The sequence below is a fragment of the Amycolatopsis sp. Hca4 genome (genome assembly GCF_013364075.1).
GTDB lineage: Bacteria > Actinomycetota > Actinomycetes > Mycobacteriales > Pseudonocardiaceae > Amycolatopsis.
In genome coordinates, this window is sequence record NZ_CP054925.1 from 9,028,841 (window position 1) to 9,054,444 (window position 25,604).

At 73.3% G+C, this 25,604-nt stretch carries 24 protein-coding genes; 7 read left to right on the forward strand and 17 right to left on the reverse strand.

What is annotated here, in order from left to right:
• Positions 1 to 18: 18 nt before the first annotated feature.
• Genes HUT10_RS41120 through HUT10_RS41140 form a run of 5 tightly spaced genes read right to left on the reverse strand, consistent with a single transcriptional unit; the run spans position 19 to position 8,097 of the window.
• A complete protein-coding gene (locus tag HUT10_RS41120; RefSeq protein ID WP_176176128.1) occupies positions 19 to 1,623 on the reverse strand; it encodes an allophanate hydrolase in 1,605 nt (534 codons plus the stop codon).
• The gene (uca, locus tag HUT10_RS41125) at positions 1,620 to 5,153 is read right to left on the reverse strand and encodes an urea carboxylase (RefSeq protein ID WP_176176129.1); all 3,534 of its coding nucleotides are present in this window, start codon (positions 5,151 to 5,153) and stop codon (positions 1,620 to 1,622) included. The genes HUT10_RS41120 and uca overlap by 4 nt, the downstream gene beginning before the upstream one ends.
• Positions 5,150 to 5,785: an urea amidolyase associated protein UAAP2 gene (locus tag HUT10_RS41130; protein ID WP_176176130.1), complete on the reverse strand. Its 636-nt coding sequence runs from the start codon at positions 5,783 to 5,785 to the stop codon at positions 5,150 to 5,152. The genes uca and HUT10_RS41130 overlap by 4 nt, the downstream gene beginning before the upstream one ends.
• A complete protein-coding gene (locus HUT10_RS41135; RefSeq protein ID WP_176176131.1) occupies positions 5,782 to 6,615 on the reverse strand; it encodes an urea amidolyase associated protein UAAP1 in 834 nt (277 codons plus the stop codon). Before HUT10_RS41135 ends, HUT10_RS41130 begins: the two co-directional genes overlap by 4 nt.
• Positions 6,616 to 6,627: 12 nt before the next feature.
• On the reverse strand, positions 6,628 to 8,097 hold the full coding sequence (locus HUT10_RS41140; protein WP_176176132.1) for an amino acid permease: 1,470 nt from the start codon (positions 8,095 to 8,097) through the stop codon (positions 6,628 to 6,630).
• A gap of 175 nt (positions 8,098 to 8,272) precedes the next feature.
• Here HUT10_RS41140 and HUT10_RS41145 point away from each other — a divergent pair, with 175 nt between their 5' ends.
• Together HUT10_RS41145 and HUT10_RS51935 are read left to right on the forward strand one after the other, a co-directional pair.
• Positions 8,273 to 8,938 (forward strand): TetR/AcrR family transcriptional regulator, encoded by a 666-nt coding sequence (locus HUT10_RS41145; protein ID WP_176176133.1) that lies wholly within the window; start codon positions 8,273 to 8,275, stop codon positions 8,936 to 8,938.
• A gap of 423 nt (positions 8,939 to 9,361) precedes the next feature.
• On the forward strand, positions 9,362 to 9,889 hold the full coding sequence (locus tag HUT10_RS51935; protein WP_176176134.1) for a hypothetical protein: 528 nt from the start codon (positions 9,362 to 9,364) through the stop codon (positions 9,887 to 9,889).
• Between the two features lie 194 nt (positions 9,890 to 10,083).
• Here the strand turns inward: HUT10_RS51935 and HUT10_RS41155 are convergent, their stop codons facing one another.
• From HUT10_RS41155 to HUT10_RS41165, 3 genes are all read right to left on the reverse strand, one after another.
• Positions 10,084 to 11,337 (reverse strand): ribonuclease D, encoded by a 1,254-nt coding sequence (locus tag HUT10_RS41155; protein ID WP_254897248.1) that lies wholly within the window; start codon positions 11,335 to 11,337, stop codon positions 10,084 to 10,086.
• A 68-nt stretch (positions 11,338 to 11,405) separates the two neighbouring features.
• Positions 11,406 to 12,122, reverse strand: a complete 717-nt coding sequence (locus HUT10_RS41160; protein WP_033261886.1) for a response regulator transcription factor — start codon at positions 12,120 to 12,122, stop codon at positions 11,406 to 11,408.
• Between the two features lie 726 nt (positions 12,123 to 12,848).
• Positions 12,849 to 13,412, reverse strand: a complete 564-nt coding sequence (locus HUT10_RS41165) for a DUF3000 domain-containing protein (protein WP_176176135.1) — start codon at positions 13,410 to 13,412, stop codon at positions 12,849 to 12,851.
• Between the two features lie 88 nt (positions 13,413 to 13,500).
• Between HUT10_RS41165 and hemE the strand changes: the two genes are divergently transcribed.
• Genes hemE through HUT10_RS41185 form a run of 4 tightly spaced genes read left to right on the forward strand, consistent with a single transcriptional unit; the run spans position 13,501 to position 18,055 of the window.
• A complete protein-coding gene (gene hemE / locus HUT10_RS41170) occupies positions 13,501 to 14,571 on the forward strand; it encodes a uroporphyrinogen decarboxylase (protein ID WP_176176136.1) in 1,071 nt (356 codons plus the stop codon).
• A complete protein-coding gene (gene hemG, locus HUT10_RS41175; protein ID WP_176176137.1) occupies positions 14,568 to 15,968 on the forward strand; it encodes a protoporphyrinogen oxidase in 1,401 nt (466 codons plus the stop codon). Before hemE ends, hemG begins: the two co-directional genes overlap by 4 nt.
• Before the next feature lie 57 nt (positions 15,969 to 16,025).
• A complete protein-coding gene (hemQ, locus tag HUT10_RS41180; RefSeq protein ID WP_176176138.1) occupies positions 16,026 to 16,718 on the forward strand; it encodes a hydrogen peroxide-dependent heme synthase in 693 nt (230 codons plus the stop codon).
• Positions 16,718 to 18,055, forward strand: coding sequence for a CoA transferase (locus tag HUT10_RS41185; RefSeq protein ID WP_176176139.1), 1,338 nt, complete (start codon positions 16,718 to 16,720; stop codon positions 18,053 to 18,055). The genes hemQ and HUT10_RS41185 overlap by 1 nt, the downstream gene beginning before the upstream one ends.
• 496 nt (positions 18,056 to 18,551) lie before the next feature.
• Here HUT10_RS41185 and HUT10_RS41190 read toward each other — a convergent pair whose 3' ends face one another.
• A complete protein-coding gene (locus HUT10_RS41190) occupies positions 18,552 to 18,908 on the reverse strand; it encodes a VOC family protein (RefSeq protein ID WP_176176140.1) in 357 nt (118 codons plus the stop codon).
• A gap of 118 nt (positions 18,909 to 19,026) precedes the next feature.
• Between HUT10_RS41190 and HUT10_RS41195 the strand changes: the two genes are divergently transcribed.
• Positions 19,027 to 19,206, forward strand: a complete 180-nt coding sequence (locus tag HUT10_RS41195; RefSeq protein WP_176176141.1) for a hypothetical protein — start codon at positions 19,027 to 19,029, stop codon at positions 19,204 to 19,206.
• Positions 19,207 to 19,229: 23 nt separating this feature from the next.
• Here the strand turns inward: HUT10_RS41195 and HUT10_RS41200 are convergent, their stop codons facing one another.
• From HUT10_RS41200 to HUT10_RS41235, 8 genes are all read right to left on the reverse strand, one after another.
• The gene (locus HUT10_RS41200) at positions 19,230 to 19,568 is read right to left on the reverse strand and encodes a hypothetical protein (RefSeq protein WP_176176142.1); all 339 of its coding nucleotides are present in this window, start codon (positions 19,566 to 19,568) and stop codon (positions 19,230 to 19,232) included.
• Positions 19,565 to 20,365: a DUF692 domain-containing protein gene (locus tag HUT10_RS41205; protein WP_176176143.1), complete on the reverse strand. Its 801-nt coding sequence runs from the start codon at positions 20,363 to 20,365 to the stop codon at positions 19,565 to 19,567. Before HUT10_RS41205 ends, HUT10_RS41200 begins: the two co-directional genes overlap by 4 nt.
• On the reverse strand, positions 20,358 to 21,278 hold the full coding sequence (locus HUT10_RS41210) for a TIGR04222 domain-containing membrane protein (protein ID WP_176176144.1): 921 nt from the start codon (positions 21,276 to 21,278) through the stop codon (positions 20,358 to 20,360). Before HUT10_RS41210 ends, HUT10_RS41205 begins: the two co-directional genes overlap by 8 nt.
• 66 nt (positions 21,279 to 21,344) lie before the next feature.
• Positions 21,345 to 22,241, reverse strand: coding sequence for a TIGR04222 domain-containing membrane protein (locus HUT10_RS41215; protein WP_176176145.1), 897 nt, complete (start codon positions 22,239 to 22,241; stop codon positions 21,345 to 21,347).
• A gap of 89 nt (positions 22,242 to 22,330) precedes the next feature.
• Positions 22,331 to 22,753: a peptide-methionine (R)-S-oxide reductase MsrB gene (gene msrB / locus HUT10_RS41220; protein WP_176176146.1), complete on the reverse strand. Its 423-nt coding sequence runs from the start codon at positions 22,751 to 22,753 to the stop codon at positions 22,331 to 22,333.
• Positions 22,754 to 22,772: 19 nt separating this feature from the next.
• Positions 22,773 to 23,078 (reverse strand): hypothetical protein, encoded by a 306-nt coding sequence (locus HUT10_RS41225; RefSeq protein WP_176176147.1) that lies wholly within the window; start codon positions 23,076 to 23,078, stop codon positions 22,773 to 22,775.
• 53 nt (positions 23,079 to 23,131) lie between these two features.
• Positions 23,132 to 24,805, reverse strand: a complete 1,674-nt coding sequence (locus tag HUT10_RS41230; protein ID WP_217709798.1) for a serine/threonine-protein kinase — start codon at positions 24,803 to 24,805, stop codon at positions 23,132 to 23,134.
• A 118-nt stretch (positions 24,806 to 24,923) separates the two neighbouring features.
• A complete protein-coding gene (locus HUT10_RS41235; protein WP_176176148.1) occupies positions 24,924 to 25,586 on the reverse strand; it encodes a TVP38/TMEM64 family protein in 663 nt (220 codons plus the stop codon).
• Between the last annotated feature and the right edge of the window lie 18 nt (positions 25,587 to 25,604).

Genomic DNA, 25,604 nt, shown 5'->3' on the forward strand with positions numbered 1-25,604 from the left:
ACCCCGCCCCGCAACCCATTATCCGGCGCCGAGGTGCGCCAGCCACCCGCCCTTCGCCGAGATGTCCTCCGCTCCCTCCGTGGCCGACGGCTCGCAGAGGAAGCCCGGCACCCGGGTGCCATCGGCCAGTTCGAGCTTGCCGATCGCCAGTGGCGCCGGGATTCCGGCCACGAACGAGCCGAATCCCGCCGCCGGCAGGTTCCACACCTCCGCGGCGACCGAGACCCCGCCGGATGCCACCCGCACCAAGCCCGGCTTCGGCGGCACCGTGTCCAGCGCGTACAACCGGTACGCCGCCGCCGTCGAGACCGCCGACACGAACCGGCCGCCGCGGGAGGTCAGCTCGTGGTTCAGCGGCTGGCCCCTCAGGTGCGCGCCCACCACCACGATCGGGATGCGTTCGGAACGCAAACCCGCCAGCGCCGCCAGCTTCAGGTCGTCGTGCGGGGCGCCGAGGAGCATCACGCCGAACGGGCGGCCTTCCACCGTCCCCGCCGGGACCGCCAACGCCGACAGCCCGAACAGGTTGGTCGAGTTGGTGAACCGGCCCAGCCGGGCGTTGACCGCCACCGGGTCCGCCGCGACCTCCGCCAGCGTCGGGTGCTCGGTCGTCGTCGGGAGCAGGAGCGCGTCGACGCCGGCCAGCGCGACCAGCGCCTCCGCCCGCAGGCCGGCCAGCGTGGCCTGGTCGGCGAACAGCCGGTGCGCGGGGATGTCCCTGGCCGGGGCGATGATCGAACGCACCACCGGGTCGACGGCGTCCGGGTGCGCGTCGATGAACTCGCCGACCGCCGTGTACCGCTCGGCGACGAACGCGCCGCCGTACAACAGCTGCGCCGCCTCCAGGAACGCCGCAATGTCCACAGTGGTCACTTCGGCGCCCGCGGCCGCGTACTCCGCGACGGCCGCATCGAACGCCTCGGCCCAGCCCGGCGCCAAGGGACCCAGCTGCTCCGGGGCCGGGACGCCGAGCCGGAACCGTCCCGTGTGGACCTGCGCGGGCTCGGCCAGGCAGGTCAGCGCGAACGACGCATCCTCGACCGTCCGGGCGAACAGCGACACGCAGTCGATGCTGGCGCACGCGGGCACCACACCGGCTGTCGGCAGCAGGCCCGGCGTCGGCTTGAGCCCGACGATCCCGTTGAACGCCGCCGGCACCCGGCCGGATCCCGCGGTGTCCGTGCCCAGCGCCAGGTCCACGATGCCGAGGGCGACCGCCACCGCGGACCCCGAGCTCGATCCGCCGGAGACGTACGCCGGGTCGACGGCGTTGCGGACCGCACCGTACGGGCTGCGCGTCCCGACCAGTCCGGTCGCGAACTGGTCCAGGTTGGTGGTGCCGAGCACCAAGGCGCCCGCCGCCCGCAGCCGCGCCACGACCGGCGCGTCGGCCTCCGGTTTGTAGGCGTATTCGGGGCAGGCCGCCGTCGTCGGCAGCCCGGCGACGTCGATGTTGCCCTTGACCGCCACGAGCTTCCCGTACAGCGGCAGGCCGCGTGACTCCGACGCGGCGGCCTCGGCCAGGACGTCGGCTTCCGGCCGGAGGTCGATCCAGATCTCCGGCCGGTCCACCTGCTCGATTCGGCGGTAAGCCGCCCGCACCCGCTCTTCGGCGGCGCTCATCCCAGCACCACCAGCGGGGTGCCGGGGGCCACCTGGTCACCGGGGGACACGAGCACCTCGACCACCTCTCCGCCCGCCGGCGCGGGGATCCGCGCCTCGGTCTTCATCGCTTCCAGCGTCACCAGGGACTGCGCGTTCTCGACGCGCTCGCCCGCGGTGACGTCGACCCGCCACACCGTCGCCGCGAACGGCGCCTCGACGACGTGCCCGCCCGGCGGTGCCTCGACCCGCGCCGGGGGCCGGGTGACCGGCTCGGGCTTCGGGTCGAACTCGCCCGCCGCCGCCCACGCCTGCCGTTCCGCCTCGAACGCCGCCGCCTGCGCCGCCCGGAACCCGGCGATGCTCTCGGCGTTGTCCGCGAGGAACTTCTGGTAGTCCGCCAGGGCGAAGGTGCCCTCGGTGGTGTCGAGTTCGACGGTCCCGGACGCGCTCTGCGCCCGCAGGTCCAGCAACTCCTCGGCGGACACCGGGTACCAGGAGATCCGGTCGAAGAACCGCAGGTTCCACGGCTGCTCGCCGGCGCGCCAGCTGTTCCACACCTGGACCGTGCGGCCGACGAACTGGTAGCCGCCCGGACCCTCCATGCCGTAGATGCACAGGTAGGCGCCGCCGATGCCGACGGAGTTCTCCGCCGTCCACGTCCGGGCCGGGTTGTACTTGGTCGTCACCAGGCGGTGGCGCGGGTCCAGCGGCGTCGCCACCGGCGCGCCGAGGTAGACGTCACCGAGGCCGAGCACCAGGTACTCCGCGTCGAACACCGTCCGGTACACGTCGTCCACAGTGGACAACCCGTTGACCCGCCGGATGAACTCGATGTTCCACGGGCACCACGGCGCGTCGTCGCGGACGCCGGTCATGTACCGCTCGATCGCCTCGCGGGTGGCCGGGTCGTCCCACGACAGCGGCAGCCGCACGCTGCGGCTCGGCACGACCAGGTCGTGCGTCGGCGGCAGGTCCCGCTCCAGCTCGCGCACCAGCCCCAGTGCCTTGCCCACCGGCAGCGCGTCCGGGTCGACGTGCACCTGCAGCGACCGGATGCCCGGCGTCAGGTCCACGATCCCCGGCACGCCTTCGGCCGTCAGCCGCTCGGCCAGCGCGTGCACCCGCATCCGCAGCGCCAGGTCGAGCTTCATCTCGCCGTACTCGACCAGCAGGTTGTCGTCGCCGCTGCGGCGGTAGGTGACCGACGGCTCTGCATCCGAAGAGGACAGTCGCGCGAGGACACCGCCGTCGTCGCGCACGGGACGGCTCGGCTCGACCGCCGACGCCGGCCGCGTCCGCAGCGCCGCCGCGTGGTCGGTGCCGATCGGCACGAACCGCACGGTGTCGCCCGGCCGCAGCTGCCCGAGCTTCCACCGCTCCCCGGTGGCGACCGTCGCCGGGCAGACGAACCCGCCCAGGCTGGGCCCGTCCGGGCCGAGCAGGATCGGCAGGTCGCCGGTGTAGTCGACGGCGCCGATCGCGTACGGCGTGTCGTGGATGTTCGACGGGTGCAGGCCCGCCTCGCCGCCGTCCGGACGCGCCCACTGCGGCCGCGGCCCGACCAGCCGGACGCCGGTGCGGGCCGAGTTGAAGTGCACCTGCCAGTCCGTGGCGTAGAACGTGTCGACGTCTTCGGGGGTGAAGAACTCCGGGGCCGCGTGCGGGCCTTCGAGCGCGCCGATCGTCCAGTGTGGAGCGAAGACCGGGCGTTCCGCGCCGGCGACCGGGCCGAGCACCGGGTCCGCCGGGGCCGGTCCGGCCCGCAGGACGTCCCCGGCGGCCAGCGCGCGGCCGCCGTGGCCGCCGAACTTGCCCAGCGTGAACGTCGCCGCGCTGCCCAGGAACGCCGGCACGTCGATGCCGCCGCGTACCAGGACGTAGCTGCGCAGCCCGGCCGTGCACGCCCGGACGTCGAGCACCGCACCCGCCGGGACCTCGACGGGTGTCCACAACGGAACCTGCGCGCCGTCGACGAGCACGGTCGTCGGCGCGCCGGTGACGCAGACCTCGGTGGCGTGCGAGAACCGCAGCGCCACGCCGTCCACAGTGCACTCCAGGCCGGGGGCGCCTTCGGGGTTGCCGAGCGTGAGGTTGCCCAGCCGCAGCGAACGGTCGTCCATCGGGCCGCTCGGCGGTACCCCGACGGCCCAGTACCCGGTGCGGCCCGGCCAGTCCTGCACGGTCGTCATGGTGCCGCCGCGCAGGACGTCGATCCGCGGCTCCGCGTCGGCGACGTCGTCCAGGGTGGCCGTGTCGTGCGCCGCGGCACCGAAGGCCGCCTCCGCGGCCGCGGCCCGCAGCTGGCCGAGGTTGGTCTGGACGCCGTCGAACCGGGTGGCGGCGAGCGCTTCCCGGAGGTGCGCCAGCGCGTCGGCGCGGTCGGTGCCGGTGCAGATCACCTTGGCCAGCAACGGGTCGTAGTGCGTGGTGACGGTCGCGCCCGGCTCGACCCACGTGTCCACGCGGGTGCCTGCGGGCAGCGTGACCCGGGTGACCAAGCCCGCACTCGGCCGGTGTCCGGCGCCCGGGTCCTCGGCGTAGACCCGTGCTTCGACGGCGTGCCCGCGCGGGACCGGGACCGCGCGGAACATCGCGCGGTCGCCTTGGGCGAGCCGCAGCATCCAGGCGACCAGGTCGACGCCGTAGACCGCCTCGGTGACCGGGTGCTCGACCTGCAGCCGCGTGTTGACCTCCAGGAACGCCGCCTCGCCGCGTTCGGGGTCGTAGACGTACTCGACCGTGCCCGCGGACCGGTACCGCACCGACGAGCACAGCGCGACGGCGGAGTCGACCAGCTGCTTGCGGACCTCCTCGGGCAGGCCGGGCGCCGGGCACTCCTCGACGACCTTCTGGTTGCGCCGCTGCAGGGAGCAGTCGCGGGTGCCGAGGGCGAGGACCTCGCCGAAGCCGTCGCCGAAGACCTGGACCTCGACGTGCCGCGCGCGGGTCACCAGGCGTTCCAGGAAGACGCCGGAGCTGGCGAAGCTCTTGGCCGCGACACTGCGCACGGTCTCCCAGGCGGCGCGCAGCTCGTCCGGCGACGCGCAGGCGCGCATGCCGATCCCACCCCCGCCGCCGGTCGCCTTGAGCATCACCGGGTAGCCGATGTCCTCCGCACTGGCCAGTGCTTCGTCCACATCGGACAGCAGGCCGGTGCCGGCCAGCAGCGGCACGCCCGCGGCGATCGCCGCCTCGCGGGCGGTGTGCTTGCTGCCGAACACCTCCAGGTGCTCCGGCGACGGCCCGGCGAAGGCGATCCCGGCCTCTTCGCAGGCCCGCGCGAACGCCGCGTCCTCCGACAGGAAGCCGTAGCCGGGGTGGATCGCGTCGGCGCTGGTGTCGAGCGCGGCCTGGATGATCGCGTCCGCCCGCAGGTAGCTCTCCGCGGCGGGCGCCGGGCCGAGCCGCACAGCCCGGTCGGCGAGCCGCACGTGCGGGGCGAGGCGGTCGGCGTCGGAGTACACCGCGACGGTTTCGAGACCGAGTTCCCTGGCGCTGCGCAGGATCCGGACCGCGATCTCGCCCCGGTTGGCGACGAGCAGCCTCACGCGCCGACTCCCGGGGAGATGACGACCATCCGCACCGGCGTCGGGTCGAAGCCGTTGCACGGGTTGTTGATCTGCGGGCAGTTGGACACGAGGACCAGCACGTCGGTCTCCGCGCGCAGCCGGACCTCCAGGCCCGGGGCCGAGATGCCGTCGACGATGCCGAGCGTGCCGTCCGCCTCGACCGGCACGTTCATGTACCAGTTGACGTTGCTGACCAGGTCGCGCTTGCCCAGGCCCCACTTGGCGCCCTCGATGAGGAAGTTCTCGACGCAGGCGTGCTGGTACCGGGTGTGCTGGCCGTAGCGGAGGCTGTTGGACTCCTTGCTGCACGCGCCGCCGATGGTGTCGTGGCGCCCGCAGGTGTCGGCGACGACGGTCAGCAACGGCGCGCCCTCCTGCGTGCGCAGGACACTGCCGGTGGTGAGGAAGATGTTGCGCTGCGCGGCGATCGTCGCGGCCGCGCTGTAGCGCTTCGACGTGTCGTTCGCGTCGTAGCAGAGGAAGTCGACGGCCTGGTTGCCGCCGAGGTCGATGATCGCCAGCTCCTGGCCCTGCTGCAGCACCGTCGAGTACGGCGCCCGCGCGGGGACGTCGACGCTGACTTCCAGCTGGGATTCGTAGGCCGTGCTCATGCGATCCCCCGTGCGGTGAGGTAGTCGGCGGTGTTCTCGAACGCGCGCTGTGCCTCCGGTGTGTGTGTCCACTCCGGACTGTCCGGGGTGGTCGGCCGATCGCGCCAGGCCAGCACTTCGAGCTTCGACACCGTGTAGTCCGGGCGCGGGTCGACCGGGTGGGCGACGTTGGCGATCAGGACGATCGAGGGGATTTCGATCCGGAGGTCCACGGCCTTGCCGGCACCCGCGGAGCCGGTGAACTCCAGCCCGCCTTCCGGCTGGACCCGCACGCCCTGGAAGAACGACAGGCTGGGCGGCAGGTCCCGCGGGCCGAGGCCGTTCTTCGCCGCGGCCAGGGTGAACAGCCCCAGCCCCGCGGGGGACGGGCCCTGCGGCGAGCCGTCGCCGTAGCGCTCGGCGTTGCCGTCCACAGTGGACGTCCCGCAGAGGGCGTCGTGGCGCCCGCTCGAGTCCGCGACGATGGTGGCCAGCACCCGCGCCTGGTCCGACAGCAGCGCCACCGACTCGCCGAGGTAGGCGTTCCACTGCACCTTGACGGTGTCCGCGACGTTCAACCGCTCCCACGGCGCCTCGGCGTTGAACAGCAGCAGGTGCGCGCAGGCGTCGCCGTCGACGTCGGTCAGCCGCAGCCGCGTGCCCCGGGCCAGCACCTTGTGCGTGTACCCGCCGCCGGCCACGGTTTCGGCCCAGGTCAGCGCCTCGGGAGCGACCTCGGCCGGCGGCGCGGGCCAGGTGCTCGCCGGGATCGACGGCATCGTGTCGACCACGGTGCCGGCCTGGGCGCGGGCGTGGTCGCGCGCTCCGTAGGTCGTCGCGGTGGTGCTCATGGTCGTCCTCTCTCAGGTCGCGGGTTCGAGGGCGGGAGCGGGGCGCAGGCGCAGCCAGCAGAGCCAGCCGATCACCAGTGCGCCGCCGACGAACTCTATCGGGAACAGGAGCATCCAGGGGGAGCCCGAACCGGCGAGATCGTAGATCTCCGCGCGGGGCCAGGCGATGTTGACGATCATGGCGATGCCGTACAGAACCGCTGCTCCGTTCAGCGGTACTCCCCAGCGGCCCAGGGAGAACCGGCCCGGCTCGGCCGGGAACCGCCCGCGCAGCCGGTGCACCAGCAGCGGGCCCGTCACCAGCAGGTAGGCCAGGTAGACGATCACCACCGACGTCCCGGTGATCGTGCTGAACAGCGTCGGGTTGCCGACGTTGAGCAGCAGCAGCCCGATGGCCAGCGCGCCGGACAGCAGCGCGGGCGCGACCGGCGTGCCGGTGCGGGGGCTGACCCCGGCGAGGCGGGCGGAGGCGGGCAGCGCGCCGTCGCGGGCCATCGCGTAGATCAGCCGGACGGTGCCGGTCTGGATGGTGAGGGTGCAGACGACGACGGCGATCGCGACGTCGGCGAGGAAGACCCGGCCGAGGGTGTCACCGAAGACGGCGGTGATCACGTAGGGCAGGCCCTTGCCGGCGAGCTGCCCGTCGGTGAGGCTCGGCGCGGCCATCAGGGCGGTGACGACCACGGCGAGGCCGCCGATGCCGGAGACGAGCACGGCTCGCAGCACCGCCCGCGGCGCCGTCCGGCGCGCGTCCTTCGTCTCTTCGGCGACCGACGCGGCGGTGTCGAAGCCGTAGAGGACGTAGGCGGCCATGAGCGCCGAAGCGAGCACGCCGCCGATCCCGGCGCTGGTGCCGGGCGCGTCGTGCAGCACCACCTGCGGCCCGCGCACGGCGAACAGGAGCAGCCCGGTGACGAGGACGACGACCCCGAGCAGTTCGGCGGCGACGCCGACGTCGTTGATCCGCGCCATCAGCCGGACGCCGCCGGCGTTGACGGCGGTGGTGAAGACGAGCAGCACGGTGCCGAGCAGCACGGCGTTGGCCGCGCCGGTCGGCGACGTCACCGACGGGTCGCCGCCGACGAACTGGAAGCCGTCCCACACCGACGGCAGCACGACCTGCAGCGCGATCGCCGCGGCGGCGAGGGCGACGATGCAGCCGAGCAGCATCATCCAGCCGGCGAGCCAGCCGAGGAAGCCCTTGGTCAGCTGTTTCGCCCACTGGTACACGGATCCGGCGAGCGGGTAGCGGGCGGCGAGTTCGGCGAAGTTGAGGGCGACGAGCAGCTGGCCGGCCAGCACGACCGGCCACGTCCAGAAGAACAGCGGGCCGCCGAAGGTGTAGCCGAAGCCGAAGAGCTGGAAGACGGTGGTGAGGATGGAGACGAAGGAAAAGCCGGCGGCGAAGGCGGAGAACCCGCCCAGCGACCGGCGGAGTTCCTGGCGGTAACCGAAGGCGGTGAGTTCGTCGGGCGGTGTCATGCGGTCTCCTTGTTTCGATCGCTTGACAGAAATTAGGTCGCCGTCACGACACGGCGGTCTCCGTCGTGTTAGGGGTGCGTTAACGGCCGGAGCGACCCGGCGTCAATGGCGACATCCGGGCGTAACCGCACCTGCCGTGCGTGTGTCGCGCCCGCAGACCTGGCAAGATCACGGGGTGGTCAAAGGGTCGGGAGTCGGCAGGCCGAGGGCGAGCGGGGCGGCGGCGAGCCGTCCGGACGCGCGCCAAGCCGTGCTCGACGCGGCGGGGGAGTTGTTCACCGGAGCGGGGTACGCGGCCACGACGACGCGGGCGATCGCCGAACGCGCGGGCCTGCGCCAAGCCTCGCTGTACTACCACTTCCCGGCCAAGGAGGACATCCTCGCGGCGCTGCTGGCCGAGACGGTCCGCCCGTCACTGGCACTGGCGGCCCGGCTGGTGGCCGGCGGCGCCCCGGCGGCGGTCCGGTTGTGGGCGCTGGCGTACGCGGACATCGGCTTGCTGGGCGGCGCCCGGCACAACCTGGGCGCGTTGTACCTGCTGCCGGAGGTCGGCTCGCCGAACCTGGCCCGCTTCCGCACGGAACGAGCGGAGCTGAAGGCGGCGTACGGCCGCCTGGTGGCGGCTTCCGGGGTGGCGCCCGCGGCCGTCGCGATCCGGACGGACCTGGTCTTCGGGCTGGTGGAGAGCATCGCGGTGATCCGCCGCGACGACCCGGCACTGGACGTCGAGGCCCACGTCCGCGAGGGCGCCGACGGGGTGGTCCGGCTGGTGGGCCTGCCCGAGCCGACGGACGGGTTGCGGGCGGAGGCGCACGCGCTGCTGGCCTCGCTGGAGGACTAGCCGTCCCGAGTCGCCGGGCCGGGCGGTGACCGCCGCGGACTCCGGCGGATCCGCAGGAGCAGCGCCACGGCGAACGTGGCCACCGTCGCCGGCAGCAGGATCCACAGTGTCGGGGAGGCCAGGTTGGCCGGGTCAGTTTCGGTTGGTTCGCGCTCCGGCCGGGTTGTCCACAGGCCGGTCTTGATGTGGGCAACCCGGCTCGGCAGCCCGCCCTTTCCCGCCTCTTCGTCGGCCGAGCTCGATACGCTGGATCCGGGGGGCGCCCCCGGAGGCCGACGAGGGCCGGCAGAAGTCGCACCCGGCTGACCCCGGTGGCCCGGGCTGCGGCTGAGGGACCGAAGGCTGCTCAGGAAGCCGTGGCCTGCAGGGCCTTGCTCAGTGCCGCCGCCGTCAGTTCCACCTGCCACGGCCGGGTGGGCACCGGTGGTCCGGTTCCTGCGCACGACGATCCAGGCCGAGCTGGGTGCCCCGGGCCCGTTGATCGAGGCGATGCGCGAAGAACTGGCCGACGGCACAGGTGATCAGGAGGCGGCCCGGATGTGGCTGGCGTACGGGTTGCTGCTGGCGGGCGAGCCGGCGGAAGCGGCGGACCTGGCATCGTCGGTGGTGGCGGCCCGGGTGGTCCACCCGGGCCCGGAGGACCGGTTGACGTGGGAAGCGCGGGTGCTGCTGGGCCGTGCGCTGGCGGAGACGGACCGCTTGGCGGACGCGGAGCACTACGCACGGGCGGCGCTGGTCTCGGCACCGTTGCCGCCGGGGCACCCGGACTTGCTGCACGCGTTGGCCACGGTGGCCCGCGTCCAGTCCTGCCGCGGGGAGTGGGCGGCGGCGGTGGAGACATACGAGTTCGCGGTCGAGGGGTTCGCGGCGGTGCTGGGGGCGGAGCACCCGCAGACGCTGAAGACGGCGGAGGCCCTGGCGTCCGCCCGAGCGGCGGCGGGCGGGACCTAGCCGGGCGGGCTGGTGAAAGCTCGATCGCAGCCGGTCCTGGATGGCCGCCGGCGGAGACAAGGTATCCGCCGACCGCTTGTGCACAGGCCGCCCGGGATGTGCACAACCCGCGCTGAGCTGGGGGCTTTCCCGGCTTTTCGTCGGCCCGTGTCAGTAGGCTGGACTCGGGGGCCGGCCCCGCGGCGGCGCGCGACTCAGGAAGCCGTGGCCTGCAGGGCCTTGCTCAGTGCCGCGGCCGTCAGTTCCACCTGCCACGGCCGGGCTCCACCCGCGCGGAGCACCTCCGCCACCGAGTCCTCGTCCGTCTCCGCCGGTGGCCGCCAGCACGTTCGGCGTACCAGGTCCGGCAGCAGCAGGTTCTCCACCGGCAGCCGGCGGTCCTCCGCGATCGCCGTCAGCGCCGCGCGGGCCGCCGAGAGGCGGGCCGCCGCGTCCGGGTCCTTGTCCGCCCAGCGGTTCACCGGGGGCGGGCCGTCCGTCGGCTGCGAAGGCGACGGGAGCTCCGAAGCGGGCAACGCGCGAGCCGCCTGCAGGTGGCGGAGCCAGCTCGCCGTGTACTTGCGCTGGACGCGGCCGCTGAACACCGGCAGCGCCTGGAGCTCCTCCACTGTCTTGGGGTCGGCCGTGACCGCGTTGACGATCGCGCTGTCCGGCAGGATGCGGCTGGGCGCGCGGTCGCGCTTGCGGGCCAGCTCGTTGCGCGCCTGCCACAGCTCGCGGACCGCCGCGAGGCCGCGCTGGCTGCGGATCTTGTGGACGCCGGACGTCCGGCGCCACGGCTCGGCCCGCGGGGGCGGCGGCGGGGCCGTCCGCACGAACTCGAACTCCTGCCGCGCCCACTCCAGCTTGCTCTGGGCGCCCAGCTCCGCTTCCAGCTTCTCCCGCAGCTGGACGAGCAGCTCGACGTCGAGGGCGGCGTAGTTCAGCCAGTCGACCGGCAGCGGCCGCTTCGACCAGTCGGCCGCGCTGTGGCCCTTCTCGAGGGTGTACCCCAGCAGCAGCTCGACCAGCGTCCCCAGCGCGACGCGTTCGTAGCCCGCCAGCCGGCCGGCCAGCTCGGTGTCGAACAGCGCCGCCGGGCGCAGGCCCAGCTCGGCGAGACAGGGAAGGTCCTGGGAGGCCGCGTGCAGCACCCACTCCAGGTCGTTGAGGACGTCGCGCAGCGGCTGGAGGTCGTCGGCCAGTGCGATCGGGTCGATCAGCACCGTGCCGGAACCCTCGCGGCGCAGCTGCACGAGGTAGGCCTTGGGCCAGTACCGGTAGCCGGACGCGCGTTCGGTGTCGACGGCGACCGCTCCGGAGCCCGCAGCGAGCTTCGCGCAGGCCTCGGCCAGCGCGGCAGCGTCGGTGATCACCGGGGGCGTGCCCTCGGCAGGTTCGCGTAGCAGCACAGGGCCGCCCGTGGACTCGATCTCCATCCCGGTGTCCTCGGCCTCTGCACTTCCCATGGTTGACGACCCTACGGGACGGGCATACCGCGCCTGGTCTGCCCGCCCCGCAGGGCTGTTCGCTTGCGTCAGCGGATCACGCCGGCTCGCATGGCCAGCGCCACCATCTGGGCCCGGTCGCCCGTGCCGAGCTTGCGCCCGATCCGGGACAGGTGGGACTTGACGGTGAGGGCGGAGAGCGAGAGCTCTTCGCCGATCTCCTTGTTGGACTGCCCGTCGGCGACCAGCTGGAGCACCTCCACCTCGCGAGCGGACAGCTCGCGCGGGGTGTTGTCGGTGCCCGCGACGCGGGTCCCGGTGGCCAGCACCGGAGCCACGCTCGGGTCGGCGTAGACGCCGCCCTCGAGCACGCGCCGCACGCCGTCGGTCACCACGACCGGCGACGCGGACTTCAGCAGGTACGCCTGGGCCCCGGCCTGGAAGGCCGAGCGGACCGCGTACGGGTCGTCCGAGGATGCGAGGACCACCACGCGCGGCCAGCCGTGGCTACGGAGTTCCGTGACCAGCTCGATGCCGCTGCCGTCCGGCAGTCCGAGATCGAGGATCGCCAGGTCACAAGGCCCGGTGGCCTGTGCTCGCGCCCTCGCCTCGGCCACCGTGGCGGCTTCGTGGACGGTGCCCGCACCCATCTGTGCGAGTCTTGCTGCGATTGCCTCCCTCAACAGCGGGTGGTCATCGACCACCAGTACCGAAAAGAGCTCTTCCCGCGGGTGCGGAACCATGCTCGCCGGCAACGCGCCGGCTGGCGTGGATCGGACGGCCTGAGAAATGCCGACGGTAGCCACGTCACTACCTCCCTGGAGTCGGTCGTGCCCCCCGACCGGCACCGGGACCTTCGGCCGTTCAGCCGCGCCAGCTTTAGACCGAAAGTGGTGTCGTCGAAGGCACTGTAGCCGTCCTGAGGCCGTTGCGGGGGGATCGAATGGGTATCTATCTCAAACGAACAGTCACTCAGTGGGTTCGTCGTAACACGATCGGGCTAGTACACGGCCGGTTGCTAACGGATAGCCGAGCGAACACGATGCTAAGGAGTTACCGGCGTCCAAATGGCCGTGCAGATGAAGCGTGCAGCTTCCGGTGCGCCTAGTGACCAGGGGCCGGATGGGCTCCCCCAACCCTCGGAATGTGGCTCCGGCCGGGGCATGATCAACTCTGCCGACCGGCCGCGCGAGCGCTTGCCGAAGCCGGTCGTCGTCACGGTCCGTGTCCGTTTCGGGGTGCCGGTGGCGGCCCGGAGCGTGATTTGATCTTGTTGCGGTGCGTGACCGCGTGGAGTCACGAACGAGGAGACGTGAAACGCCCTCGTAGTCCGTGACGGACACCCGGGCGTCCCGGGACACCATCCCCGCTGTTCGGCGCGTCTGGGGGCGTCTCAGGGCCCGGCACCGCGAGTGAACGGCGTTCAGCGGACGTGAATTTTGCTCACATCCGTACAAGACGGCTTCCCGGGACGGCCGGTCACGGCCCGCCGTTGCCGATTCGTTGCCGAAGATCGCCCGGACGGCCGGGGTTCAGGAGCCCTGGCGCTGGCCGAAGAGGGTCACCCCGACCGGGGGCAGCCCCACGACGCTCGCCATCACCTGGCAGAAGGCCTGCCCGTGGGGCAGCAGCCCGGAGTCCGTCGGCGTCCACGACGCCCGCAGCTCGAGGTCGTCGGTCCTGGCGGGGCCGGAGATGTCGCCGAAGCGGGCCGACGAGGTCTCGGTCACCGTGCCGCCGAGGGCCTTCCAGCTCGCGCCGGACACTTCCAGCGCGTCGGTGAGCCACGACCAGCCGACCGCCGGCAGGAACGGGTCGGTCGCCAGCTCCCGGTCCAGCTCCGCGCGCACGTACATGACGAGCCGCAGCACGCCGTCCCAGCCGTCCTGGCCTTCCGGGTCGTGCAGCAGGACCAGCCGGCCCGAGGCCAGCACGTCCGCCGGCCCGGCCACTTCGCAGCTGACCGCGTACGACCACGGCGCGAGCCGCTGCGGAGCGCGCATCGGCTCCAGCAGCACCTCCCGGCGGGGCCGGACGGACTGCAGCGCCGCGACTGCTTCGCGGAAGAGTTCGGGCACTGGCGTCATCGCGGTCACGCACCGACTTTAGGGCGGGCACGCCCTGTTGCGGGCGCAGGCGCGCCGAGAGAACGGCCCGACCGGGCTCGTGGCACGATTGACGGCGATGTCTCAGACCACGCCCCTGCCGCGCCAGGCCGCCCCGTCCGGCCGCCGCGAGCTGCCCGAAGCCCCGTTCCTGGCCGCCGCGCGCGGCGAACGCCCGGCCCGCACGCCCGTCTGGTTCATGCGCCAGGCCGGCCGCTCGCTGCCCGAGTACCGCGCGCTGCGCGAGGGCGTGCCGATGCTCGACGCCTGTTTCGACCCGGAGATGCTCGCCGAGATCACGCTGCAGCCGGTCCGCCGCCACGGCGTCGACGCGGCGATCCTGTTCAGCGACATCGTGGTGCCGCTCAAGGCGGCCGGGGTCGACATCGACATCGTGCCCGGCACCGGCCCGGTGGCGGCCGCGCCGGTGCGCGACCTCGCCGCCGTGAAGGCGCTGCCGGAGCTGGCGCCCGAGCAGGTCGCGAAGGTCGCCGACGGCGTCCGGCTGCTGGTCGAGCGGCTCGGCGAGACCCCGCTGATCGGCTTCGCGGGCGCCCCGTTCACGCTGGCCAGCTACCTCATCGAGGGCGGCCCCAGCCGCAACCACGAGCACACCAAGGCGCTGATGCACTCGGAGCCCGCGCTCTGGCACGAGCTGGCCGGGCGCCTGGCCGACGTGGCGCTGACGTTCCTGCGCGCCCAGCTCGACGCCGGCGTCGACGCGGTCCAGCTGTTCGACTCCTGGGCGGGCGCGCTGTCGGAGCGGGACTACCGCGAGTTCGTCCTGCCCCACTCGGCGAAGGTCCTCGCCGGTGTCGCGGAGTACGGCGTGCCGCGGATCCACTTCGGCGTCGGCACCGGCGAGCTGCTCGCCGCGATGCGCGACGCGGGCGCGGACGTAGTCGGCGTCGACTGGCGGATCCCGCTGGACGAAGCGGTGCGGCGCCTCGGCGGCCGCGCGGTCGTGCAGGGCAACCTCGACCCGGCGCTGCTGCACGCGTCCTGGCCGGTCCTCGAAGCCGAGGTCCGCCGGATCGTCGAAGAGGGCAAGGCGGCCGACGGCCACATCTTCAACCTGGGTCACGGCGTGCTCCCGGGCGTCGACCCCGACGTGCTGACCCGCGTGGTCGGGCTGGTGCACGAGCTGTGAAGCGCGTCGCGGTCGTCGGCGGCGGCGTCTCCGGGCTGACCGCCGCGTACCGGCTGCGGCAGCTGCTCGGCCCGGGGGCCGAGATCACCGTCTTCGAGAAGACGACCGCGCCGGGCGGCAAGCTGCGCACCGCCGAGCTCGCCGGGGTGCCCTACGACGTCGGTGCCGAGGCGTTCCTCGTGCGCCGTCCCGAGATGCTGGGCCTGGTCCGCGAGCTGGGGCTCGACGTCGTCCACCCGACGAAGGCCCGCGCGAAGATCCACGCCGGCGGCGCCGTCACCGGGCTGCCGCCGGGCACGGTGATGGGGGTGCCGGCGTCCGCGGAGTCGGTGGCCGGGGTGCTGTCGGAAGCCGGCCGCAAGGCGGTCGAGGCCGAGCCGTCGCTGCCCGAGCTGCGGCTGCCGGGCGGTGACCTGCCGCTGGGGCCGCTGCTGCGCGAGCGCTTCGGCGACGAACTGGTGGACCGGCTGGTCGACCCGCTGCTCGGCGGCGTCTACGCGGGCGGCGCCGACGGCCTCGGCCTGCGCGCGACCATGCCCGGCCTGGCCGCCGCGCTGGCGGCGGGCGCGGGCTCGCTGACCGCGGCGGCCGCCGCCCAGCTGCCGTCGAACCCGTCGACGGCGCCGGTGTTCGGGACCGTCCCCGGCGGCCTCGGCGCGGTGATCGACCGGCTCACCGCGGCGTCCGGCGCCGAGCTGCGGACCGGCCTGCCGGTCTGCGAGATCGCGCGGCACGGCACCGCCTGGCGGCTGCGCATCGGCGCGGCGCCGACCGCGCACGCCCCCGCGGACAACCTCGCCGAGGTGGACGCCGTGCTGCTCGCGGTGCCCGCGCCGTCGGCCCGTCGGCTGCTCGCCGACGTCGTCCCGGCCGCCTCGGCCGCCTTCGGCGAGGTCGAGCTGGCGTCGATGGCCGTGGTCGCGCTGGCGCTGCCGCCCGGCACCGCGCTGCCCGAGGCGTCGGGGATCCTGATCGGCCAGGGCGAGCGGGACGCTTCCGGCGTGTCGTACGCGTCGAAGGCGTTCACCTTCTCTTCCCGGAAGTGGGGCCACTTCGGCCGCGGTCCGGTCCTGGTCCGCGGCTCGGTCGGCCGGTTCGGCGAGCCGGGCGCGCTGCAGTTCGACGACGTCGAGCTGGTCCGCGTGGTCCGCGACGACCTCGCCCGGCTGACCGGCGTGACGGCGGCCCCGATCGAGACGTTGGTGACCCGGTGGGGCGGCGGCCTGCCGCAGTACGGCACCGGGCACCTGGAGCGGGTCGAGCGGATCGAGAAGGCCGTGGCGGCCGTGCCGGGACTGGCGGTCGCCGGGGCGACCCTGCACGGCGTCGGGTTGCCTGCCTGCGTGGCCACCGCGGAGGCGGCGGCGCAGCGGATCGCGGCCCAGCTCTCTTCGTGAGTGCGCCTCACCCGACCCGTGAGGGCGGCCCGGCGCCCGCGGTGACAGGATGGACTCATGGCGCGGGTCAACTACAACGAGCTCAACGACACCATCCGCTACACGACCTGGTCGGTCTTCCGGATCGAACCGGGCAGGCTGGGTGAGGACCGGGGAACCGCCGGCCGCGAGACCACGGAGTACCTGGACGGTCTCGAAGCCAAGGGCGTCGCCGTGCGCGGTGTCTACGACCTGTCCGCGCTGCGCGCCGACGCCGACTACATGATCTGGTGGCACGCCGAGGAGATCGAGCAGGTCCAGGCCGCCTACGCCGGGTTCCGCCGGACGCCGCTGGGCCGCGCGTCGACGCCGGTCTGGAGCCAGACCGCGCTGCACCGGCCCGCCGAGTTCAACAAGAGCCACATCCCGGCCTTCCTGGCCGGGGAAGAGGCGCGCAAGTACGTCTGCGTCTACCCGTTCGTGCGGTCCTACGAGTGGTACCTGCTGCCGGACGCCGAGCGCCGCAAGATGCTCGCCGACCACGGCAAGGAAGCCCGCGACTACCCGGACGTGCGCGCGAACACCGTCGCGTCGTTCGCGCTGGGCGACTACGAGTGGATCCTCGCCTTCGAGGCCGACGAACTGCATCGGATCGTCGACCTCATGCGCCACCTGCGCGGCACCGAGGCGCGGCTGCACGTGCGCGAGGAAATCCCGTTCTACACCGGCACCCGCGTGCCGCCGGCCGAGCTCGTCGCGGCGCTCCCGTAGTGCGCGACATCGTCTCGGGGGTCTGGGACGCCCTCACCGGGTCCGCGCCGGGGCCCTTCGAACTGACCGGCACCGAGGACGTGCTGCCCGGCCCGTACCGGGTGGCGGCGGCCGCCACCGCGTCGATCGCGGCGGCCACCCTGGCGGCCGCGGAGATGCTCCGCCTGCGCGACATCGAGCCGGGCGTGGTCACCGCGGACACCCGGCACGCGGCGGCGGCGTTCCGCAGCGAGCAGCTGCTGAAGGTGGACGGTGCCGGCGCGGAGTCCGTCTGGGCGCCGCTGTCGGGCGACTACCGCACGGCGGACGGCTGGGTGCGCCTGCACTGCAACTACCCGCGGCACGAAGCGGCGGTGTGCTGGGGCCTCGGTGTGCCCGGGACGCGCGGCGCGGTCGAGAAGGCGGTCGCCGGGCGGAGCGCGCGGGAGGTCGAGCACGCGGTCGTCGCCGCCGGGGGAGCGGCCGCCGAGCTGCGGTCCCCGGCGGAGTGGGCGGCGCACCCGCAGGGGCAGGCGGTGGCTTCACTGCCGCTGGTTTCGCTTTCCCCGGTCGCCGACGCGCCGAAGAGGACGCTGTTCTACTCGGACCGGCCGCTGGGCGGCATCCGGGTGCTGGAGCTGACGCACGTGCTGGCGGGCCCGGTGGCCGGCCGCGTACTGGCAGCGCACGGCGCGGACGTCCTGCACGTCGGGGCCGCGCACCTGCCGCGGGTCGAGGCGCTGGTGCGCGACACGAACCAGGGCAAGCGCTCGACGTTCGTCGCCCTGGACACCGAGGGCGGCCGCGCGCGGCTGAAGAAGCTGATCAGCCGGGCGGACGTGCTGGTGCAGTCGTTCCGGCCGGGCGCGCTGGCGAAGATCGGCTTCGGCACGGAGGAGCTGGCCGAGCTGCGGCCGGGCCTGGTGATCGCGGACTTGAGCGCATACGGCTGGGAGGGCCCGTGGGCCCGCCGGCGCGGGTTCGACAGCCTGGTCCAGATGTCGAGCGGCCTGGCGTTCGGCGACCCGCCGTCGCCGCTCCCGGTCCAGGCTTTGGACCACGCCACGGGCTGGCTCACGGCGGCGGCGGTGATGACGGCGCTGCACCGCCAGGTGACCGACGGAGGCACGTGGCGGGCCCGGCTGTCCCTGGCCGGGACGGGCCGGTGGCTGGATTCTTTGGGGCGCAAGGACCCGGCTTCGGCCGACGTCGACTTCGGCGACCTGCTGGAGGAGGCGGACAGCGGGTACGGGCGGCTGACGCGGGTGAAGATGGCGGGTGGGTTGCCGGGGTCGCAGCCTTACTGGGAGTTCGGGACACGGGAGCCGGGAGTCGATAAACCGACCTGGACGCCCTAGCGGCGCCGCAGCCGGTCCGCCCCGGAGCAGCCCGCCCCGGAGCAGCCCCGCCCCAGAACAGAGCCCACCCACCCCAGGGGGCCGGTCCCAGTTCCAGTCTATCGGCGGTGGCCGACAAAAAGCCTGGTCAGAGCGTGGTTGTCCACACCCCGGCGGAATTGTGGACGCGCAGGAAGAAGGCCCGGACGCGGGCCGAGCCGAACCGCTGGAGTGATGCTCTACTGCTGCCCGGCACCGGTGCCTCATCCGTCCGGCTGTACCGGGAAGCCTCCGGCAGGTCAACGAATGGATCTCCGGCTCGGCCGGCGCGCCGGTGACCGTACCCACCGGCTGTCCGGTCTTCCCCAGAGAGCTGCAGTGCCCGTCTCGGCGATTGGCGGAGCGCCGGTTCCCGAACATCCGGTGCTGGAACGAGCCCGGCCACTTCACGGCGTTCGAGCAGCCGGCGCTGTTCGTCGACGAGGTCCGGTCATTCTTCCGGCTGGTCCGCTGATGGTCACCCGTTTTCGGTGAGCGGCTGGCTGAAGATCAACAAGTGCCCATCGGGTGTCCGTACGTTGAAGTCGCGCATCCCGTAGGGCCGGTCAGCCAGTGGCTCGACGATGTCGGCGCCGCGGGCGCGCAGCTCGTCGTGGCAGGAATCGACGTCGTCGACGATAACCGTCACCCTGGCCGGGCCGACGCTGCTTTCGGCGTACAGGTGGAACTCGGCCGTGTCGCGGATCACGGCCGCGTAGCTCGGTGGGGTTTCCCAGGTGAATATGGTGTCGAATCCGAGCGTGTCCGTGAAGTACGACCGCGCTGCCTGCACATCTCGGCACGGCAGCACGGGAATCGCCACCCGCATGACCATTCCGTCACTTTACCTGACTTTGGCTCAAGATCGCTGATCTTGGGCGCGGTCCAGGTCGGGGCCGACATGGTGCCGTCTACACCGCTGGAGGCCATGAGGCGACCTATACCAGCTGCTGATGAAATACAGTGACATCGACAACGAATCCGGCCAGCTGTATCGCGCACAGCGGGATCAACACTTTCTGCATCCTTTGATTCCAGAAGCCACGCCTGAACTTGCGCATGATTTCCTTCAGGCGGGCGTGATCACCGATGACAGCACCGAAGCCTGCGATCGGCATCGACCAAACGAATGAAGCGCCGGTGACCCGAGGCCGCCCTAGCGGCGCCGAAGCCGGTCCACCAGCCGCCGCTTCGGCTTTGGCAGGTGGCCGCCCTCGATCAGCCACCTCACGAACTCGTCCGCGTACGCTCCCGACCTCTCCGCCGCCTTCTTCGGGCGGCCCCGGTTGAACTGCGCGAACAGCGGCCCGAACCGCTCGCCCAGCGCCTCCGCCAGTTCGGGCCGCTGGTAGGCCAGCACGCGCCCGTGCTTGCGCCGCAGCACCGTCGCCTCCACCCGCAGCCGTCCGGCGTCGAAGCCCTCCGGTGGCGGACCGCCGGCCAGCAGCGCGTGCAGCAGCTCCGCCTGGCGGCGAGCCAGCTCCTCGCGGCTCACGCCGTCACCGCCGCCCGCAGTGCTGCCAGTTCCGCCGCCAGCTCGGCGTCGGTCGGGTAGTCGTCGTCGCGTTCCAGCAGCACGCCCGGCGGGTCCGTGCGGCGGCGGAGCTCCGTCAGCAACGCCAGCACCTCCGGCAGCACCGGGTGCGCGTGCGTGTCGTGGTAGACGCCGTCGCGCTCGATGCCGCCCGCCATGTGCACGTACGCCAGCCTCTCCCACGGGATGCCGTCCAGGAACGCCTCCGGGTCCGTGCCGATGTTGCGGGCGTTGGCGTACAGGTTCGCCACGTCGATGATCAGCAGGCAGCCGGTCCGGTCGGTCAGCTCGGTGAGGAACTGCTCCTCGGTCAGCTCGGCGTCCGGCCAGTCGAGCACCGCGGCGATGTTCTCCAGCGCCAGCGGCACGTCCACGATGGACTGGGCCAGCCGGACGTTCGCCACCAGCACGTCCAGCGCCTCGCGCGTGCGGGGCAGCGGCATCAGGTGCCCCGAATCGAGGCCGCCCGCGCGCACGAAGCAGACGTGGTCGCTGACCAGCGGCGCGTCCAGGGCCCTGGCGATCTCCGCCAGGTGCTGGACGCGGCCGGTGTCCAGGGGCTCGGCCCCGCCGAGGGACAGCGAGACCGCGTGCGGCAGCACCGGCAGGCCCCGCTCGCGCAGCGCCACCAGCGTCTCCGGCAGGTGGTCGGCGTGCAGGTTCTCGGCGACGACCTCGACCCAGTCCACGCCCGGCAGCCGCGCGATGGACAGGTCCAGCTCGTGCCGCCAGCCGATGCCGATGCCCAGCTCACCCACCGCAACCCCCTCCGCCACAGCCGCCGCCTCCGCACGACGAGCCGCTGCTGCACGACGAACTCGAGCACGACGACCCGCTGCTGCACGACGACCCGGACGACCCCGACGAGCCACCGCCGCCGTAGGTGACCGGCGGGGCCAGCGCCGCGCTGAGCTCCTCGTCCGGGTACATCGCCCAGCCGCCCAGCGCGACCGCGGCCGCCGCCCCGCCGAGCAGGACGCCGCCGGCCAGCATGCCCGCCGGGACCGGTCCGCTGGCCGCCGCCCGGGCCTGGCCGAGCAGGCGGTGCCCGGCGGCCGACGGCTGCCGGGGCCCGGTCTTCGACCGGCGGACCGCCGCCGCGACCGTCAGGACCGCCGCGACGAGCACCAGGAACACCAGGATCCCGACCGGGCGGCCGAGCGAGATGCCGTTGGCCAGCCGGGCCACGCCGAGCGCCAGCACGGCCAGCTGCAGGAGGAGCACGAACGTCCACACCTGCCGCTTGGCGGCCGCCGACGCCAGCAGGCCGCGCTGGTCCAGCCCCTCTTCGAGGGCCCGCATCGCCGCCGACTGGCGGCCGTACGCCCGCAGCGTCGCCGTCGTCTTCAGCTGTGCCGCGTCGAAGACCGCCTGCTCCAGCGGCTCGTACGGCCGCGTCCCGGCCTGGCTGACCTGCTTGTAGCTGTTGACGCGCAGCTGCCCGCGCTCGACCAGCGCCGCGATCGCCGCGTCGGTGGCCCGGTCGGGGCCGCCGGCGAGGAAGGCGAGCTGGTAGACGGTCGGCGGCGGACCGGGCGGCACGTCGTCCGCCCGCCTCGCCCGGCTGTTCACCACCCCGGACGCGACGACCCTGATCAGCAGGACCGCGCCGAGCAACGCGATGTAGAGGACCACGAAATCCGGTCCGGAAATGCCCCACGGGTCGTCCATCGCCCGTCTCCCCTCAGTGTGTCGCGGTTACCGTAGCTGTGAGACGCACGTGCTCGCGTCGGCGTTTCAACCGCCGCAGCCCCCGCCGCCCCCGCCTCCGCCGCAGCCGCCCCCACCCCCGCAGGAGCTGCTGCCCCCGCCGCACGAGCTGCCGCCGTAGAAGCCGACGGCGGTGCCGCCGCCGGCCCCGGCCAGGCGGGTGCGGCGGTTGTGGAGGCGGGTGGTGGCGTGCTGCGCGGCCCGGGTGACGGCGGCGCGGACGTCCTGGTCGGGGTGCCCGGCCAGCCCCTCCGCGGCGACGGCCGCGGTCGCGCCGGTCGACAGCGTGCCGGCCCGGCGGGCCGCCGCCCGGCCCGCGAAGGTGGCCTTGACCGCCGGCCGGTTCCGCGCCTTGACCGTGGTGGCGATCGCGATGACGGTGCCCACGGCGAGCAGGCCCAGCAGGATCCCCACCGGGTGCCCGGTGCTCGCCCCGGCGATCAGCCGGACCAGGCCGAGGGCGACCACCGCCCAGTAGGCCACCGCGGTGGCGATCCAGGTCGAGCGCAGCTTCCGCGGATCGGCGAGGAGGCCGCGGCCGATGAGCGCAGCTTCGAGTTCACGGGCGGCTTTGTGGTCCGCGGCGGCGTCGCACACCCGCTCGATCGAGGAGCCGTTCTTGCCGATCCGGCTCAGCGCCTCGCGGCCGACGGGGTCGGCGGCCGTGCCCTTGACGCGGCTGAGCCTGCCGTTGCCCGCCAGGCGGATCACCTGCTGCTCCAGCAGGCCGGCGACGATGTACTCGCCGAAGCGGCGGCGGCCGCCGGTCAGCACGGCCAGCTCTTCGGGCCGGTTCGGGCCGTCGCCCGCGCGGCCGCGCAGCACCAGCGCGCCCCGCACCGCGGCGGCCAGCGCCGTCAGGAGCAGCAGGCCGCCGTAGAGCCCCGCGAACACCGGTCCGGGAATGCCCCAGGTGTCGGTCATGAGTCCGCCCTCCCTCGTCCGTGTGCGGAGACTACGTTCGAGGAAGGGCGGCGGGTTGCTCGCTTAAGGGAGATTTAGGCTGGGCGTTCTCACGCCTGGGGGACCAGCTTCAGCGAGATCGAGTTGATGCAGTAGCGCTGGTCGGTCGGGGTCGGGTACCCCTCGCCTTCGAAGACGTGCCCGAGGTGGCTGTGGCAGGAGCCGCAGAGCACCTCGATGCGCTTCATGCCCATGGTGCGGTCTTCGCGCAGCAGCACGGCGTCGGAGTCGGCCGGGTCGTAGAACGACGGCCAGCCGCAGTGGCTCTCGAACTTCGTGTCGCTGCGGAACAGCTCGGCACCGCAGGCGCGGCACTCGTAGACACCGGTGGTCTTGGTGTCGGTGTACTCGCCGGTGAAGGGCCGTTCGGTCCCCGCCTGGCGGAGCACGGCGTACTCGTCGGGGCTGAGCTGCGCCCGCCACTCCTGCTCGGACTTCACGACGCGCGGGGTCGCGCCGACAACGGGTTTCATACCTTTCACCCGCCCCACGTTACGCCGCGAGCCAGGCGAGGGCGTGCACCACGATGTCCCATGCGGCCACGATCACGCCGAGCACGATGAGCACGACGATCAGGGCGGACACCCAGTAGCGCAGCCCGCCGAGCCGGTTGCTGGAGTCGGCGAAGTCGGCCACGCCGTCGAGGGCGGCTTCGATGGTGAAGTTCGGGCCGCACCGTTCGATGCGGTCGAGGTGCTCGGCGAACGCGCGCGCCTCCGGGTCGTACGGGTCCAGGCCGACCAGGTCCTCGTGGAAGCGAGGATTCTGGCCCGGCAGCGAAGCTCCGTCGTCGGCCATGCCACCACGGTAGGCCATCCGGGCCCCTCAGCCCACCGGACGCGCGTTAAGTCTCACTGCCCGGTGGCGGACGCGTCGAGCTTGGTGTTGCTGTCGATCAGCATCTGGCCGCCGACCAGAACGATCCGGAAGGGGCGGCGCGACTGGCTGCCGAGGTCCATGTTGATGGTGATCGACCCGTCGGCGTTGGCGCCGCCGGAGTCGGCTCGCGCCTTGCCGTAGGTGGGCACCGTCTGGCCGGACCAGTAATCCTGGAACTGCTGCTCGCTGCCGTAGACCTGCTGGGCCGCCGGGGTCAGCAGGCTCCAGTTCCCGGCGGGGTTCGCGTAGAACCGGTCGGCGAGAAGCCGCCCGGCGGAACCGTAGTCGCTGATCTTGCCTTCGGACGGCGTCTGGCCGAGCTTGGCGGAAGCCGGTGCGTCGTCGCTCGGGCTGTTCGTCTTGGAGGAGCTGTGGCCCGTGGTCGGCTGGTTGCCCGGCGACTGGGCGGTCGTGGTGCCGCCCGAACCGCCGTTGCCGGAGTTCAGGACCAGGAACACGATCACCGCGACCACGACGACCGCCGCGCCGGCCCCGGCGAACACCGCGTACTTGCGCTTGTTGTCCGGCTTCGGCGCGTTCGACGAGTACTGGGGCGCCCTGGCCGACGGCGCGGCCGCGGGCATCGGTCTCGGCGGGGTGTTCGGCGGCGCGGCCGGGGACCGCATCGGCATGAACGCCGCGGTCGGGCGCGGCGGGTTCGACGCCGCCTTGGCCGCGGGCTTGTTCGCCGGTACGGGCGTGCCGACCGGCGGGGACGACGGTGCCGCGCCCGCCGTGCGCTGCCACGGCGGCCGCTCGCCGTCGTCCGAAGACGCCGGCGCCGCGGGCTTGCGGCCCCCGCCACCCGACAGCAGCGGCGGGGACGCCGTCATGCCGCCCGGCTCGGTGCGGGCCAGCGCGGCCAGCCGCTCGCGGGCCTCGGCCATGCTCGGCCGCTCGCCCGGCTCGCTGCGCAGCAGGCTCATCAGCAGCGCGGTGGCCGCGCCCGCCTGCACCGGCGGGTTGATCTGGCCGTTCGCCGCCGCGTAGAGCAGCGCGAGCTGGTTGGTCGTGTTGCCGTACGGCGTGGTGCCCTCGATCGCCTGGTAGAGGGTCGCGCCGAGGGCGAAGACGTCGGAGCTGGGCACCGGGTCGGCGCCGCGGGCCAGCTCGGGCGCCAGGTACGCGGGGGTGCCGCCGATCAGGCCGGTCGCCGTCAGCGTCATGTCGCCGGCCGCGCGGGAGATGCCGAAGTCGGTGATCTTCGCGGTGCCGGTCTCGTCGATGAGGATGTTGCCCGGCTTGACGTCGCGGTGCACGATCCCGGCGCGGTGCGCGGCGACCAGCGCGGACGCGACCTGCTCGCCGATCCGGGCGACCCGGCCGAGCGGCAGCGTGCCCTCCTCGGCCAGGATCGTGGAGAGGCTGGGCCCGTTCAGGTACTCCATCACCAGGCACGGGTCGCCGTTGTGCTCGGCGATGTCGAAGACCACGATGGCGTTCGGGTGCTGGAACCGGGCGGCGTTCTTCGCCTCGCGCATGGCGCGCTGGCGCATGTTGTCGCGCTCGGTCTCGGAGACGCCCGGCTGCGGGAGGATCTGCTTGATCGCGACGGTGCGTTCGAGGCGCACGTCGGTCGCGCGCCACACGACACCCATGGCACCGCTACCAATGTGCTCGACGAGGCGGTAGTGCCCCGCGATCAGCTGACCGGTGTCGATGGCGACTGCTCCTGACGAAATTCCCGGTGGTGGTGGCCCTGCTCAGCGCGGTACCGCTTCGCGCACCCGATCGAGTGTAGCGGTCGGCCGCGTGCTCTTCCCGTCAGCCAGCCGGTCCGGCGGGCTGCGGTTCGGCCGGTGCCCGCTTCTTGAACACCTTGACCAGGCCGATCGCTCCGGCCAGCGCGAACACGCCGTAACAGGCGAGCAGCGCGGGCGGCGTGTCGCCGGTCAGGACGTCGCCGAGGACGACCACGGCGACCGTGCCGGGCACGCTCCCGAGCAGCGTACCGGCCAGGTAGGGGGCGAGCCGCACCGAGGACACCCCGCAGAGGTAGCTGAAGGGGGCGAACGGCACCACCGGGATCAGCCGCAGCGACGTGATGGCGAGGACACCGCCGCCGGAAAGCCGGTCGTTGACCGTTTTCACGGCCGAGCGGTGCAGGTGCCGGGTGACCAGGTCGCGGCCGAGCAGCCGGGCCAGCCCGAAGGAGAGGGCGGCCGCGATGGTGGTGGCGACCAGGCCGATGGCGATCCCGGCCGCGGTGCCGACGAGCAGGCCGGCGGCCAGGTTGAACACGGTCCGCGGGATGGGCGCCACGGTGAGCAGCGAGTACGCCACGAGCAGCACGAGCGGCGTGGCGGGGCCGGTGGCGGCGGCCCAGGCCCGCAGTTCGGCAGGCCCGGGGATCGGCAGCAGCACCGCGGCCGCCGCGAAGACGGCGAGCACGGCGAGCGCGACGATCGTTTTGGTGCGGCCGGACACCCGTTCGAGCCTACCGGG

What these genes read in the sequence shown, in the direction of transcription:
- HUT10_RS41120 (WP_176176128.1), bottom strand. Translation starts at nt 1,623, where the DNA reads ATGAGCGCCGCCGAAGAGCGGGTGCGGGCGGCTTACCGCCGAATCGAG.
- HUT10_RS41130 (WP_176176130.1), bottom strand. Translation starts at nt 5,785, where the DNA reads ATGAGCACGGCCTACGAATCCCAGCTGGAAGTCAGCGTCGACGTCCCC.
- HUT10_RS41135 (WP_176176131.1), bottom strand. Translation starts at nt 6,615, where the DNA reads ATGAGCACCACCGCGACGACCTACGGAGCGCGCGACCACGCCCGCGCC.
- HUT10_RS41140 (WP_176176132.1), bottom strand. Translation starts at nt 8,097, where the DNA reads ATGACACCGCCCGACGAACTCACCGCCTTCGGTTACCGCCAGGAACTC.
- HUT10_RS41155 (WP_254897248.1), bottom strand. Translation starts at nt 11,337, where the DNA reads ATGGGAAGTGCAGAGGCCGAGGACACCGGGATGGAGATCGAGTCCACG.
- hemE (WP_176176136.1), top strand. Translation starts at nt 13,501, where the DNA reads ATGTCTCAGACCACGCCCCTGCCGCGCCAGGCCGCCCCGTCCGGCCGC.
- hemQ (WP_176176138.1), top strand. Translation starts at nt 16,026, where the DNA reads ATGGCGCGGGTCAACTACAACGAGCTCAACGACACCATCCGCTACACG.
- HUT10_RS41190 (WP_176176140.1), bottom strand. Translation starts at nt 18,908, where the DNA reads ATGGTCATGCGGGTGGCGATTCCCGTGCTGCCGTGCCGAGATGTGCAG.
- HUT10_RS41195 (WP_176176141.1), top strand. Translation starts at nt 19,027, where the DNA reads ATGAAATACAGTGACATCGACAACGAATCCGGCCAGCTGTATCGCGCA.
- HUT10_RS41210 (WP_176176144.1), bottom strand. Translation starts at nt 21,278, where the DNA reads ATGGACGACCCGTGGGGCATTTCCGGACCGGATTTCGTGGTCCTCTAC.
- HUT10_RS41215 (WP_176176145.1), bottom strand. Translation starts at nt 22,241, where the DNA reads ATGACCGACACCTGGGGCATTCCCGGACCGGTGTTCGCGGGGCTCTAC.
- msrB (WP_176176146.1), bottom strand. Translation starts at nt 22,753, where the DNA reads ATGAAACCCGTTGTCGGCGCGACCCCGCGCGTCGTGAAGTCCGAGCAG.
- HUT10_RS41225 (WP_176176147.1), bottom strand. Translation starts at nt 23,078, where the DNA reads ATGGCCGACGACGGAGCTTCGCTGCCGGGCCAGAATCCTCGCTTCCAC.